Consider the following 14240-nt stretch of genomic DNA (forward strand, 5'->3'; position numbering starts at 1 on the left):
GCCCAGATCGAACCATGTGCGCGATTCGAAACGCTGGGGCGACGCCGCCTCCCAGCGTCTTCACAATCCTGAAATGTACAAACGTACATGTACGGATGTCCAAGGGGGCGGGATGAGGCACGGGGAGCGTCGGCGACGTGACCCTGAGGCGCGCCGTCGGGAGATCGTGACCGCGACCGCCGAGCTCATCGTCGAGGTGGGTGCCGAAGCGGTCACACACCGTATGGTGGCCGCGCGTGCCGGGGTGCCTCTCGGGGCGACGACGCAGTACTTCGACACCCTCGACGACCTCAGGGCTGCCGCGTTCCGCGCCCTCGCGGAAGAGGTCGATGCCCGCCTCGACGGAGTGCGTCAGACCATCGCCGAACGCGGCGACACGCCCGACGTCATCGCCGCCCTCGTGTTCGAGAGCATGGACGACCATCACGCCGTGCAGGCCGACCGTGCGGTGGTCACCGCCGCCGTGCACGACCCCCGCCTGCGCGATCTCGCTCGTCATCTGTCGGACCGCCTGGTCGATCTGCTCACGCCCACCTATGGCGAAGACCGTGCCAGAGCGGCGATGATCTTCATCGACGGCGTCATGTGGAGCACGCAGATCCGCGACGACCGCCTTGCCCAGTCCTTCATCGAGTCCGCACTGGCGCGGATCCTCGGAGATTCCGTCTTCACCCCCTCCGCAGCGACAGCCACACCCTGACACCGAGGAAACCGCCTTGTCGAAACTCGCCATCCTGAGCCTCAAGAACCGCGCGCTCATCGCGCTGATCACCATCGTCGCGGCGGTGTTCGGCGGCCTCGCGCTCACGAACCTCAAGCAGGAGCTCATCCCCTCGCTCGAGCTGCCGGCGCTCGTCGTCATGACGACCTACCCCGGCGCATCGCCCGAGGTCGTCGAGAACGACGTGTCCACCCCGGTGGAAGCGGCGATCCAGGGCGTCCCCGGCCTGGAGTCGACGACGGCGACGAGCACCACGAACGCGTCGATCGTGCAGGCGATGTTCGCCTACGGCACGAACCTCGCCACGGCAGAGCAGAAGATCCAGCAGGCGATCAACCGCATCTCGTCCCAGCTGCCGGAGGATGTGACGCCGCAGGTGCTGTCGGTCTCCATCGACGACTTCCCCGTGATCCAGGTGGCCGTCACCGGGTTCGAGGACGCGGACAACGCCCAGGCCCAGCTCGAATCCGTCGCGATCCCCGAACTCGAAGACGTCGACGGCGTCAACGCGGCCGAGATCGTGGGCGGGGTCGGTCAGCGCATCAGCATCACGCCCGACGTGGCGAAGCTCGCTGCTGCCGGCCAGAGCACCTCGGCGATCAACGACGCACTCGACCAGAACGGCACGCTGTTCCCTGGTGGCGACATCACCGAGAACGGTCAGACGCTGACGGTGCAGACGGGCGCGAAGATCACCTCGGTCGAGGAGATCGCCGCCCTTCCGCTGGTGGGCAGCGACGTCACGATCGGCGATGTCGCGACGGTCGTGCAGGAGTCCGATCCCGTCACCTCCATCTCCCGTGTCGACGGCAAGGATGCGCTGTCGATCTCGATCACGAAGCTCCCGGCCGCGAACACCGTGGAGGTGTCCAACGGCGTGATCGCCGCGCTCGACACGATCGGCGACGCCTTCCCGGACGCGACCTTCACGGTGATCTTCGACCAGGCGCCGTTCATCGTGCAGTCGATCGAGACGCTCGCCACCGAGGGAATGCTCGGCCTGGTGTTCGCGGTGCTCGTGATCCTCGTCTTCCTGATGTCGGTGCGCTCCACCCTCGTCACCGCGATCTCGATCCCCACCAGCGTGCTCATCACCTTCATCGGGCTGCAGGCGTTCGGCTACTCGCTGAACGTGCTCACCCTCGGTGCGCTCACGATCGCGATCGGTCGAGTGGTCGACGACTCCATCGTCGTGATCGAGAACATCAAACGTCACTACGTGGGCGATGCCGACAAGGGCGATGCGATCCGCCTCGCGGTGCGCGAGGTCGCGATGGCGATCACGGCGTCCACCATCACGACCGTGGCGGTCTTCCTGCCGATCGTCTTCGTCGGCGACATGGTCGGCGAGCTCTTCCGGCCGTTCGCGATGACCGTGACGATCGCGATGGTCGCCTCGCTCCTGGTAGCCCTGACGATCGTGCCGGTGCTCGCCTACTGGTTCCTCAAGCCGGGCAAGCCGTTGCTCGACGAGCACGGCGACGCGATCGACCCAGAGCACCCCGACGCTCCGCCGACGTGGCTGCAGCGGCAGTACCGGCCGATCCTGGGCTGGACGCTCAAGCACTCCGGTGTCACGGTGATCCTGGCGGTCGTCGTGCTCGGCGCCACGCTCGCCGCAGCGCCGCTGATGAAGGTCAACTTCCTCGGCGACTCCGGCCAGAACACCATGACGATCACCCAGGACCTCGGCCCGACGGCGAGTCTGCAGGCCAAGTCGGATGCGGCGGTGGCGGTCGAAGACGCCCTGCTCGACATCGACGGCATCGAGCACGTACAGGCCTCGATCGGCACCAGCGGTTCGGCGCTCAGCGACGCCTTCTCGGGCGGTGCGGGCGTCACGTACTCGGTGCTCACCGACTCGAACGCCGATCAGGAGAAGCTCCGCGCGGATGTGCAGGATGCGATCGACGGCCTCGGTGACGAGGTCGGGGACGTCGCGGTCTCGGCCTCGGCCGGCTTCGGATCGAGCGACATCGAGATCACGGTCAGCGCCTCGAACTCGGACGACCTCCAGACGGCGACCACCGCGCTGGTCAAGGAACTCGACGGGAAGGACGGCGTCGGCCAGGTGAGCGACAATCTCGCCGCGTCGCTGCCGTACATCGCCGTCGTGGTCGACCGGGAAGCCGCCGCGCAACGAGGACTCTCGGAGGTCGCGGTCGGTGCCATCGTCTCGGGCACCATGCGCCCGCAGCAGGCCGGATCCGTCGAGATCGACGACACCGCGCTGACGGTCTACATCGTGACTCCGAACCCACCGACCACGGTCGATGCGCTCAAGCAGCTCACCATCCCGACGCCTACCGGCATCGTGCAGCTGCAGGACATCGCGACCGTCGAGCAGCAGAACGGACCCACCTCGATCACCACGGAGCAGGGCCGTCGTACTGCGACGATCACCGTGCCGCCGGCGTCCGACAACCTCGCCACGGCCACGCAGTCGGTGAACTCCGCGCTCGCGGCGGTCGACCTGCCCGACGGTGCATCCGCCGAGGTGGGCGGTGTCGCGTCCCAGCAGGCCGACTCGTTCTCGCAGCTGGGGCTGGCGATGCTCGCGGCGATCCTGATCGTCTACGTGGTCATGGTCGCGACCTTCAAGTCGCTGCGCCAACCGCTGCTACTGCTCATCTCGGTGCCGTTCGCGGCGACCGGGGCGATCCTGCTGCAGATCATCACGGGCGTGCCGCTCGGCGTCGCGTCGTTGATCGGCGTGCTGATGCTCATCGGCATCGTGGTGACCAACGCGATCGTGCTCGTCGACCTCGTGAACCAGTACCGGGAGAAGGGTCTGTCGACGATCGAGGCGGTCAAGGCCGGTGGGGAGAAGCGTCTGCGGCCGATCCTCATGACCGCGCTCGCGACGATCCTGGCTCTGACTCCGATGGCGCTCGGCATCACGGGCCACGGCGGCTTCATCTCGCAGCCCCTCGCGATCGTCGTGATCGGCGGCCTGATCTCGTCGACCGTGTTGACGCTGATCGTGCTGCCGACGCTGTACAACCTCGTCGAGGGTGCCAAGGAGCGCCGCGCTGCCCGCAAGGCCGGGGGCTCGGATGCCGGTGCGGCGCCCGGTCCGGACGCCCCGGCCGACCCCGCCGCGCCTGCCGCCGCGACGGGCTCCGGTGGCCCGGTGCTGATCGACGCGTCCGGCCTGCCGCACGCGCCGCAGCTCACACGGCGTGAGCTGCGGGAGCGCGGAGAGTAGAGCACGCTCCCGGCTCCGTCCGGCCGAAACGGAGACCATGTGCGCCTCGCCCGGCGAGTCCCCATCCGACTCGCCGGCCGGGCGTCATTCGGTCTCCGTTTTCGCGGAGGAAGCTCGCGAAGGGAGTGTGGGGCTGTCGCGGAGAGAGCGTGGGGCTGTCAGCTCAGGGTGATGCCCCAGTGCAGGGTCCAGGTCTCGTCGGGGTCGAGGCGCCGGATGCCGAGGCCGCTGTTCAGCGCATCGGCGGGCGCGGTCATGGGTTCGATCGCGACGGCCAGGCTCTGTCCGGGATAGGCGGGCGTGGTGTACACCTGCACGTAGTCGAAGCCTTCTCCCTGCCAGAGCGTGACCTGTCGGCCGTCCGGTGCGGTGAGGGAGTGACGGACGATTCCGTCCGCGTCGCGGGTCAGGTCTGCGAAGCCGGTGTCGAGGGAGACATCGCCGAGACGCGCCCCTTCTCGCAGGGTGGCGTCGGCCGGTCGGGTGCCGGTCGGCAGCATCCGCTCATCCGTTTCGATGGCGGTCTCCGCGGGGATCCGCAGGACGAGGTCGTGCGGATCGACGTCGCCGATCGTGACGAAGGGGTGGGTTCCGAGAGCGACCGGGGCTGGGCCGGTCGAACGGTTGGTCAGGGTGTGCACGACATCGATGCCGTCGGCGGTGAGGGTGTATGTGACGGCGGTCTCGATCAGGTACGGGTATCCGGTCTGGGGCACGATCGTCGCGCGGAGCACCGCTGCCGTCTCGGTCTGGGCGACCTCGTAGGCGGTGAAACGCAGCAGGCCGTGGCTCGCATTGCCGAGTTTGGGCTCCGTGATGGCGAGCTGTCTGACCGTACCCGCATCGTTCCATCGGCCATCACGCACCCTGTTCGGCCACGGGGCGAGGACCACTCCGGAGCACGATGGGGTCGGAGAGTCCTCGGGATACGGCGGCACGAGGTCGACGCTCCCGATGCGCAGCGAACGGAGGGAGGCGCCGACCTGAGCGATCTGGGCGGTGACGTCGCCGAGCTGCAGGGCGATCTGGGTGCCGGTGGGGGAGACGGAAATCACTCCCTCAGCGTAGAGGCACCCGGTCGGCACCGGGGGTCTGTGCGGTCTCTCAGGAGCGTCGGCTACACTTGAACGGTCGGCTTCGGACACCCGCGCGTTGGCGCGGACGTTTTATGTGTGTGAAGTGTGAGTCCAGGGGCCGATGGTGAGCGTCGATCGACGCAAATCAACCATCACATGAATGGCCCCGGCCGCTGACAGTCCGGAACCCCGCTGGTCGCATCCGACCACGCGCTGGGTGCTCGCGCGTGTGCGCGGCGCTGTTCTCGTGCGAGAACACAGAAAGAACACCGCAATGCCGAAGAACAAGAAGCCCCGCGGCGGGCGTCCCGCCGCCAACTTCGAGCCGCGCTACGGCGCCAAGAAGACCTCCTTCCACGATCGCCACAACGGCGGGCCCGCCCGCGACGGTGCGCGCGATGAGCGCGGTGGACGCGCGGATGCCGGTGACCGCCGCTCCGCTCCCGCCGCAGGCGGATACGACCGTCGTCCGGGCAGCCGCAGCGCCGGTCACCGGGGCTACCGCCCGGCCGAGGCCGAGGGCGGTGCTCCCAAGCAGCGGTGGGGTGCGTCCGAGCGCGCAGGCCGCGATGAGGCCCGCGCGATTCGCAACCGTGCCGAGTCCGGGCGCCGTGAGGCTCCGCACCACCGCAACGACGACCACTCCGAGCGCCCTCGCTACAACGACCGTCCCAGCGCCGGCGGCCGTTTCGACGACCGTCCGCGTCGCGATGACCGTGGCGGACAGCGTCCGACCGGCCCCGGCACCTACCGTGACGACCGTGGCGGAGACCGCCCCCGGTATGACCGTGACGACCGTGCGCGTCGCGACGACCGCGGTGCCGGCACCCAGCGTCAGGGCTTCCGCGACAACGACCACCGCGATGGCGGACGTCCGGTTCGGGACGATCGCCGTGGCGGCGAGCGTCCCCGCTTCAACAGCGACCGTGGCGGCGAGCGTCCCCGCTTCAACGACCGCGGCAACGACCGTCCCCGGTTCGAGCGCGACGAGCGTCCGCGGCGCGACGACCGCAGCTTCGACCGCACCCGCTCGAACGACCGTGGCAACGAGCGCCCCGAGCGTTCCTACGACGCCGACCGCGCACGTCGTGCTTTCGACCGCGACCGCACCCAGCGTTCCTTCGAGGGTGGGCGCGAGCGTCCGTCGACCGGCGGCGCCTACCGCACCGAGCGTCCCCGTCCGCTGACCTCGGACACCCGTGGCCGCCCGGCACGCAATGAGCGCCCGAGCCGCAACGACTGGAATGCCACCAGCCGTCCGGCCTCGACCGGAGCGAAGTTCGCGCCCGGTGACGATGTCGTCCACGAGCGCCTCGAAGCGAAGTCCGTCGCGGCCGTCGAGGTCGATGGTGTGACGTTCGGCGATCTGGGTCTCGGTTCGAACATCGTCGAGACACTCGTCGGAATGGGCGCTGCGACGCCGTTTCCGATCCAGGCCGCCAGCATCCCTGCCGTGCTCGCCGGTCGCGATGTGCTCGCCCGTGGCCGCACCGGCTCCGGCAAGACCATCGCCTTCGGCGCACCGCTCGTCGAGCGTGTGCTGCAGTCGCAGGCCGGCAAGCGCCGTGAGTTCGGACGTTCGCCGCGCGCGATCATCCTCGCTCCGACCCGCGAGCTCGCGCTGCAGATCGACCGCACCATCCAGCCGATCGCGCGCAGCGTCGGCCTGTTCACCACGCAGATCTACGGTGGTGTGCCGCAGGGCCGTCAGGTGGGTGCGCTCAAGAAGGGCGTCGACATCGTGATCGGCACCCCCGGTCGCATCGAGGACCTCATCAACCAGGGCAAGCTCGACCTCTCCGACTGCCGCATCGCGGTGCTCGACGAGGCCGACCACATGTGCGAGCTCGGGTTCGTCGAACCCGTGCAGCGCATCCTCCGTCACACCGCGGAAGGCAGCCAGAAGCTGCTGTTCTCGGCGACGCTGGACCGCGAGGTCGCCGCGCTCGTCGACGAGTTCCTCGTCGACCCCGCCGTGTACGAGGTCGCCGGTGAGGACCAGGACTCCTCGACGATCGAGCACCGCGTGCTCGTGATCGAGCACCGCGACAAGGCCGACATCCTCACTTCGCTCGTCGACCGCGACGGCAAGACGCTCGTCTTCGCCCGCACCCGCGCCTACGCCGACATGCTCGCCGAGCAGTTCGACGACGCCGGGATCCCCGCCGTCTCGCTGCACGGAGACCTGAACCAGGCCAAGCGCACGCGTAACCTCGAGCGGCTGACGTCGGGTCGCGTGAACGTGCTCGTCGCCACGGACGTCGCCGCCCGCGGCATCCACGTCGACGACATCGACCTGGTCGTCCAGGCCGATGCGCCCGACGAGTACAAGACGTACCTGCACCGCTCGGGTCGCACCGGTCGTGCCGGTCGCTCGGGTCGCGTCGTCACGCTGATCACGCGCCAGCGTCAGCGCCGCATGACCGAGCTGCTCGATCGCGCCGAGATCGACGCGCCGTTCGAGAACGCCCGTCTGGACGACGACGTGATCGAGGAGATCGCCGGTCGCGTGCCGACCGCGGCCGACCTGACCGCCTGAGTCTCATTCACGAAGGCCCCGTTCTGCGCTCGCAGGCGGGGCCTTCGTCGTGCGGGGAGTGTGGGCGCGGGGTCAGGCCAGCTCGTGCACGTGCACGGCGGAAGTCAGGTTCGTGCCGTTGAGGTCGAGGTAGATCACGCCCTCGGTCACGGTGAGGGTCATGGTGTTCCGGCGCTCGATGAGGGCCGAAGCGGTCTCGATGAACCCGGGATCGAAGCTGTAGACGCGGATGTCCTCGCGGCGGTGGATGCGTTTGTCCGTCCACGGTGCCATCACCTTGGCGGGGTCGCGGTGCGTGTACACGACGGTGCGCTCGGCGAGACGGCTGCCGTAGTGCAGGCGCTCGGCATCGGGCGCGCCGATCTCGACCCAGGCCGTGATGAGCCCGGTGAGGTCGCGTACGAGCACTGCAGGTTCCTCCGTCGAGGAGATGCTGCCACCGAACGCGATGCCCTCGGCGAACTCCAGCCCGTAGGCCAGCACCCGGGTGAGCATGTACGCATCGGTCTCGGACGGATGCCGGGCCGCGCGCAGCGAGTAGTCCTCGTAGACGCCGCGATCGGTGTCAGCGAGCTGCACCTCGAATGTGTGGACTGTGGAACCGATCGCCATGATCCCCGAGCCTACGCGGCCGGCGAAGGAGCGCCGGACCAGCGCTCTCAGAAGAGCATCGGCTGTGCGGGTGATGCCTCGGATCGCGCGCTGGGTGCGAATGCCACTCGAGGGCCCGACTGCACGTGACCCTGCCCCGATCGAAGGCCTCGCCGGGGGTAGTCGTCCTCGTGGCGGCCGTCGAGTCCATGCATGCGGATGAGCGGACGAGTGCGTTTCGCGAGCCACTGTCTGTACCCCTTCGGCGCCTCGGCGGAGGCTCCCGGATACAGGCCGCGGTACGACGAGACGAGGTCGGGGCGATTCGCGTCGAGCCACTGGAAGAACCACGGCTTCACGCCGGGTCGCAGGTGCAGGGCTCCGTAGATGACCGAGCGTGCACCGGCCTCTCTGATGCGCACGAGGGCGCTGTCGATCGCGGCGAGGGAGTCGGTCATATGGGGCATGATCGGCATGAGGAAGACGGTCACGGGGAAACCCGCATCCGCCAGTGCTCGCACGGTGTCGAGGCGGGCCTGCGTCGTCGGTGCCCCCGGCTCGATGGCCTTCTGCAGGTCGTCGTCGTACATCGCGATCGACATCTGCACATCGATCGGCACACGCTGCGCGGCCTTCACGAGCAGCGGGATGTCTCGACGGATCAGCGTTCCCTTCGTGAGGATGGAGATCGGGGTTCCCGATGCGGCGAGGGCCTGGATGATCCCCGGCATGAGCTTGTAGCGGCCCTCGGCGCGCTGGTACGGATCGGTGTTGGTCCCGAGGGCGACGGTCTCGTGCTCCCAGCTGCCCTTGCGCAGCTCGCGTTCGAGCACCTCGACGACATTCACCTTCACGACGATCTGCGAGTCGAAATCGGAGCCGCCGTCGAGGTCGAGGTACTCGTGCGTGCCGCGGGCGAAGCAGTAGACGCAGGCATGAGAGCATCCGCGGTACGGGTTGATAGTCCATGCGAACGGCATGCGCGAGGCACCGGGGACATGGTTCAGTGCCGACTTCGACAGCACCTCGTGGAACGTCATGCCCGCGAACTCGGGCGTGGTCACCGAGCGCAGAACGCTGGATCGGTCTTCGAGGCCGGGGAGCGCGGACGCATCCGTCTCGCCGAGTTTCTGCCCTTGCCACCGCATTCGACCATTCGAACAGATGATCGATCCTGATGCAAGCCGCTCTCATAACTATCTTCGAATGAGATGATGGACCAATGCCCTTTCTGCCGCACGCTCAGCATGCGGCGCCGCGGTCCCCGATCCGCGGACCCGCTCTCCCGATCGGCGTCGCCCTGACGGCGATCGGCATCCTCTGCTCGATCGGGTCCGGTCCGGTGCCGTCGTCCGACGCCGAGGTCATGCCCGTGCCGGTCGCGGTCATGCAGGTCCCGCCGGTCAAGGTCGCTGCGACCACGGCGGCCGACCCCTGTGCCGAGCCGTCGGTGCAGCAGGCCATCGCGAACGGCGACGATGCGGGCGCGATCGCGGGCTTCGGGGGAGGGGCGGCCTTCCGCGAGGCGGTGGTGGCGGGCAATGCCCCCTGCGTCTCGCTCAGCGACCCCGCACGCCTCTGGGTGGTGGTGAACAAGTCGCTGCCGCTGAATCCCCCCGCCTACGAGCCGGCGGACCTCGCTCAGGTGCCGCTGCAGATGACGACGCCGTCCGGACGTGTGCGCTCCGATGTGGCCGCCGCCGTCGGCCGGATGGCGGATGCGGCAGCCGCGGCCGGCGTGGGACGCATCGGGGCGAACAACGGCTACCGCTCCTATGGTCTTCAGGTGACGACCTACGGCTCGCACGTGCGTTCGCAGGGGCAGGCGGAGGCGGATGCCGGCTCGGCTCGCCCCGGTCACAGCGAGCACCAGACGGGTCTCGCCCTCGATGTGGTGGCGTGCGGTGCGGGCTGCGGCGGACTCGACGGCTTCGGCGGCACCGCCCAGAGCGACTGGGTCGCCGCTCACGCCTGGGAGTACGGATTCATCGTGCGCTACGAGCAGGTCGGCACCCCGGTCACCGGATACGCCCCGGAGCCGTGGCACCTCCGCTATGTCGGGGTCGACCTGGCGGCGGCATACCACGAGGGCGGATTCCATACGCTGGAGGAGTTCTTCGGGCTCCCCGCTGCGCCCGATTACTCGCACTGAACCGGGCGGGAACGCCGTGGTTGCGGCATCCGACAACCGCGGAACCCAGTCTCACGTTTTATGGGATGCATTCTCACAACGTCCTGTCCCCGGCCTCCGCGGCATCGTAGAATCACCGGAGCAATGATGCACGACACGTTCAGGAGGACGGCATGGAACGCGACATCTACGACGAGGATCACGAGGCTTTCCGGGACCTGGTCAAGGACTTCGTCAAGCGCCACGTGACAGGCGAAGCGATCGAGCGGTGGGATGCCGCGGGCGAGATCGACCGCGCGACCATGCTGGCGGCCGGCGAGGCCGGTCTGATCGGGCTCTCCGTCCCCGAGGAGTTCGGCGGCGCGGGGATGCTGCAGGACTACCGCTTCCGCACGATCGTCATGGAGGAGGTCATCGCCTCCGGTGCGGGCTCGCTGGCCGGTGCGTTCGGCATCCAGGACGACCTGGCCGTCCCGTACCTCGTGCATATGGGAACGCAGGAGCAGAAGGAGAAGTGGCTGCCCCGCATGGCCACCGGCGAGGTGCTCGGCGCCCTCGCGATGACCGACCCCGGCGCGGGCTCCGACCTGCGCGGGATCAAGACCAACGCCAAGAAGGTCGACGGCGGCTACATCCTCAACGGTGCGAAGACGTTCATCTCCTCCGGCACGACCGCCGACGTCGTGGTGACCTTCGTCAAGACCGGTGAGGGCAACCGTCCGGACGCGTTCAGCCTCCTGCTCGTCGAGAAGGGCATGGAGGGCTTCGACCAGGGGAAGAAGCTCAGCAAGATGGGCTTCCACGGCTGGGACACGGCCGAGCTCAGCTTCACGGACGTGTTCGTCCCCGACGAGAACCTCATCAGTGGCAAAGAGGGTCAGGGCTTCATCCAGCTGATGCTGAACCTGCCACTCGAGCGCCTCTCGATCGGCGTCGCCGCAGCTGCAGCCGCACAGGCCGCCCTCGACTGGACCATCGCCTACACGAAGGACCGCGAGGCGTTCGGTGAGCGCATCGCCGACTTCCAGAACACCCGCTTCCGCCTCGCCGACATGTCCGCGACCACCGATGCGATGTGGGCCTACATCGACCGCGCGCTCCGGGCCTACTCGGAGGGGAAGCTGTCCGCCGAGGATGCCGCGAAGGTGAAGTTCTGGGCGACCGAACGCGAGTGGGAGGTGCTCGACACGGGAGTGCAGCTGCACGGCGGCTACGGCTACATCATGGAGTACCCGATCGCCCGCGCGTTCACCGATGCCCGAGTGCACCGCATCTACGGCGGCACGAACGAGATCATGCGCGACCTCGTCGGGCGTCAGATCGCCGGTAAGCGCTGACGCGCCTCCCCTGAAGAGGCCCCGGATTTCGCATCCGGGGCCTCTTCTCGTCGTTGCCCTATCGCCGTCGAGGCGTGGACAGGGGTGCTGCGGCCCGGTTGAATCGACTGCATGACGATGTCGCTCGCACGGATCCTGGATGAACACGTCGCGCGAGGCACGGCGCCGGGGATCATCGGCGTGCACGGTGAACCCGGTGGGTCGTTCGAGATCGTCGCGGCCGGAGACCTGCCGGCGGATGCGATCGTGCGCATCCAGTCGATGACCAAACCGATCCTCGCGGTCGCCGCACTGCGCCTCGTGCAGGCGGGGCGCCTCCTTCTCGACGATCCCGTCGAGAAGTGGGTGCCTGAGGTCGCCGATCGTCAGGTGCTGCGCGTGCCGGATGCTCCCCTCGACGACGTCGCGCCTGCGACGACGCCCATCACTCTGCGTCATCTGCTCACCAACACCTCGGGCTACGGCGTGCAGGTCGCGTCGTCGCCGCTCGCCGAGGCGATGATCAGGAATCGGACGGCCGCGGGGCAGGAGCCGGTCGCGATGGGCGCACAGGAGTGGCTGGACGCGCTGACCGCGCTCCCGCTCGCGTTCGAGCCCGGCACCGGATGGCGCTACCACCACTCCTTCGGCATCCTCGGGATCCTGCTCTCACGAGTGGTCGACGGGTCGCTGGAGGAGCACCTTCGGCGTGACCTCTTCGGACCGCTGGGAATGGTCGACACGGGTTTCACGGTTCCCGTCGACCAGGCGCATCGGCTGCCCGCGGCATACCGGCACCAGGAGGGCCAGCTGGTCGAGATCGAGCCGGCGGCCGCAGGGTTCTCCGTCGCGCCTGCGCCGTTCGATCTCAATCACTCGGAACTCGTGTCGACGGCCGCCGACTATGCCGTGTTCGCGGGGATGCTGGCCGCCGGCGGGCGCCATCGCGGGAGTGTCGTCCTCGACCCGGAGCTGCTCGCGCTGATGCGTTCGGACCAGGTGCCGGCCGCAGCGAAGACCGCGGACAGCTTCTTCCCGGGATTCTGGGAGGGCACGGGGTGGGGATTCGGCGTCGCGGTGCAGACCGAGGGTGAGCACGTCGGCCGGTTCGGCTGGTCGGGTGGGCAGGGGACGGACTTCTGGATCGACCAGGACGGCTCGTTCCGCGTCGTCCTGAGCCAGGTCGAGATGGGACCGGAGGTCATGGGATTGTTCACCGACGTGCAGTGAGGCACTCCGGCGGCTCCTGTGTCCGGGTGGCCCGGGCGGGCCTGGTGGGTCGGTGAGTCGGTCCGGGGAGGGTGGCTTTCGGGATACCGGTCTCACCGGCATGCGATCGAACAAATCTTCGAATCTCGACACGATCCGCGATAAAATGAAGCATGTCCAGATTGACCGCGTTGCACGAGGCGATGTCCCGCCTTGATGAGGCGTGGTCGGATGCCGACGACTCCGGAGACCTGTCTCGCGAGCAGTTGATGGCGGTGAGCGAGTCGATCGGGGTGCTGCGGCGTCGGTTGGATGCCGTGCACATCTCGGTGGCGGCGTGCATATCGCGTGAGTCGCGTCCAGAGCTCGGCGCGGACAGCCTGGCGAAGCAGCAGGGCTACCGCAATCCGGCGACGCTGATCGCGGCTGCGACGGGAGTGTCGACGGGCGATGCCTCGCGCCTCGTCAAGGTGGGCGAAGCGACTGCACCCCGCAGTGACCTCCTGGGCGCCCCTCTGCCGGCGAAGTACCCGTCGGTGAGTGCGGCACTCGACTCGGGTGCGCTCGGCGCCCCGGCCGCCGCGATGATCATCGCGCTCCTCGATCGCTGTCGGATCGCCGCGGGAGCGGAGCGTATCGCCGAAGGCGAGCGGGTGCTGGCGGAGAAAGCGGCGGGTTTGGCGCTCGACGATGTGCGCAGGCTCGTGGTCCGCGCGGAAGCATGGCTCGACCCGGACGGTCTGGAGCCCAGGGAGGACGAACGGCGCAACAGACGTGCGCTATCGCTGTTCGAGCGTGACGGCATGGTGCATCTGAACGCGGTGCTCGACGTCGAGACCGCGGCTCCGGTGGTCACCGCGATCCGGGGGTACGTGACCGCCGCGTTCGCCGCGCGAAAAGATGCGCCCGACGAGGGTGCGCCCGATGCGGACCGCCGGACGGTGCCGATGATCCAAGCTGATGCTCTGGCGGTGTTCTGTGCGCACGTGCTCGGGTGCGAGCAGCGGGTGCCGGTAGCGGGTGCGACGGTGATCGTGCGGATGAACCTCGACGATCTGGAAGCCGGCACGGGGTCGGCGACCCTGGATGGTGTCGATCATCCGGTCAGCGTCGGAGCTGCGCGCAGGATGGCGGCCGGTGGCGGTGTGATCCCGTGCGTTCTCGGTGGCGACAGCGAGATCCTCGAATGGGGTCGGCAGAAGCGGCTGTTCACCCGCGCACAACGGCTGGCGCTGGTGGAGCGCGACGGGGGATGCGCGATGTGCGGATTGCCGCCCGAGATGACGAAGGCCCATCACATCCGCTGGTGGAAACGAGATCACGGGCCGACCGACCTCTCCAACGGGGTACTGCTGTGCGAAACGTGTCACCACCGCATCCACGACAACGGGTGGGAGATCCGTATCGACGATGCCGGGAGTATGAGTAGGAGTGGGGGCGGGAGTAGGA

General features: G+C 68.4%; 10 protein-coding genes. 7 read left to right on the forward strand and 3 right to left on the reverse strand.

Annotated elements, in window-relative coordinates:
• The first annotated feature begins 112 nt into the window (after positions 1–112).
• Positions 113–700: a TetR/AcrR family transcriptional regulator gene (locus AX744_RS05025; protein ID WP_061015583.1), complete on the forward strand. Its 588-nt coding sequence runs from the start codon at positions 113–115 to the stop codon at positions 698–700.
• 16 nt (positions 701–716) lie between these two features.
• Positions 717–3929: an efflux RND transporter permease subunit gene (locus AX744_RS05030; protein ID WP_061015584.1), complete on the forward strand. Its 3213-nt coding sequence runs from the start codon at positions 717–719 to the stop codon at positions 3927–3929.
• A gap of 158 nt (positions 3930–4087) precedes the next feature.
• Here the strand turns inward: AX744_RS05030 and AX744_RS05035 are convergent, their stop codons facing one another.
• Complete coding sequence (locus tag AX744_RS05035; RefSeq protein ID WP_197429154.1) at positions 4088–4984, reverse strand: aldose 1-epimerase family protein; 897 nt, start codon at positions 4982–4984, stop codon at positions 4088–4090.
• 295 nt (positions 4985–5279) lie between these two features.
• Between AX744_RS05035 and AX744_RS05040 the strand changes: the two genes are divergently transcribed.
• Positions 5280–7544 carry a DEAD/DEAH box helicase gene (locus tag AX744_RS05040; RefSeq protein WP_061015586.1) on the forward strand — a complete coding sequence of 755 codons (2265 nt, stop codon included), beginning with the start codon at positions 5280–5282 and terminating at the stop codon, positions 7542–7544.
• Between the two features lie 72 nt (positions 7545–7616).
• Here AX744_RS05040 and AX744_RS05045 read toward each other — a convergent pair whose 3' ends face one another.
• Positions 7617–8156, reverse strand: coding sequence for a YaeQ family protein (locus AX744_RS05045; RefSeq protein ID WP_046746496.1), 540 nt, complete (start codon positions 8154–8156; stop codon positions 7617–7619).
• A gap of 47 nt (positions 8157–8203) precedes the next feature.
• On the reverse strand, positions 8204–9283 hold the full coding sequence (locus AX744_RS05050; protein ID WP_061015588.1) for an Rv2578c family radical SAM protein: 1080 nt from the start codon (positions 9281–9283) through the stop codon (positions 8204–8206).
• A gap of 74 nt (positions 9284–9357) precedes the next feature.
• Here AX744_RS05050 and AX744_RS05055 point away from each other — a divergent pair, with 74 nt between their 5' ends.
• The 4 genes from AX744_RS05055 to AX744_RS05070 form a co-directional block, all read left to right on the forward strand.
• Positions 9358–10287 carry a M15 family metallopeptidase gene (locus AX744_RS05055; protein ID WP_058631662.1) on the forward strand — a complete coding sequence of 310 codons (930 nt, stop codon included), beginning with the start codon at positions 9358–9360 and terminating at the stop codon, positions 10285–10287.
• Between the two features lie 152 nt (positions 10288–10439).
• Positions 10440–11603 carry an acyl-CoA dehydrogenase family protein gene (locus AX744_RS05060; protein WP_046746493.1) on the forward strand — a complete coding sequence of 388 codons (1164 nt, stop codon included), beginning with the start codon at positions 10440–10442 and terminating at the stop codon, positions 11601–11603.
• 111 nt (positions 11604–11714) lie between these two features.
• The gene (locus AX744_RS05065; RefSeq protein WP_231728740.1) at positions 11715–12812 is read left to right on the forward strand and encodes a serine hydrolase domain-containing protein; all 1098 of its coding nucleotides are present in this window, start codon (positions 11715–11717) and stop codon (positions 12810–12812) included.
• 152 nt (positions 12813–12964) lie between these two features.
• A partial coding sequence (locus tag AX744_RS05070) for an HNH endonuclease signature motif containing protein (RefSeq protein ID WP_061015593.1) occupies positions 12965–14240 on the forward strand: 1276 nt, incomplete at its 3' end.

It is taken from the genome of Microbacterium sp. CCH5-D1 (genome assembly GCF_001557335.1).
Lineage (GTDB): Bacteria > Actinomycetota > Actinomycetes > Actinomycetales > Microbacteriaceae > Microbacterium > Microbacterium oxydans.

Coding starts and splice junctions, on each gene's coding strand:
- AX744_RS05025 (WP_061015583.1), top strand. CDS start 113: ATGAGGCACGGGGAGCGTCGGCGACGTGACCCTGAGGCGCGCCGTCGG.
- AX744_RS05040 (WP_061015586.1), top strand. CDS start 5,280: ATGCCGAAGAACAAGAAGCCCCGCGGCGGGCGTCCCGCCGCCAACTTC.
- AX744_RS05045 (WP_046746496.1), bottom strand. CDS start 8,156: ATGGCGATCGGTTCCACAGTCCACACATTCGAGGTGCAGCTCGCTGAC.
- AX744_RS05050 (WP_061015588.1), bottom strand. CDS start 9,283: ATGCGGTGGCAAGGGCAGAAACTCGGCGAGACGGATGCGTCCGCGCTC.
- AX744_RS05055 (WP_058631662.1), top strand. CDS start 9,358: ATGCCCTTTCTGCCGCACGCTCAGCATGCGGCGCCGCGGTCCCCGATC.
- AX744_RS05060 (WP_046746493.1), top strand. CDS start 10,440: ATGGAACGCGACATCTACGACGAGGATCACGAGGCTTTCCGGGACCTG.
- AX744_RS05065 (WP_231728740.1), top strand. CDS start 11,715: ATGACGATGTCGCTCGCACGGATCCTGGATGAACACGTCGCGCGAGGC.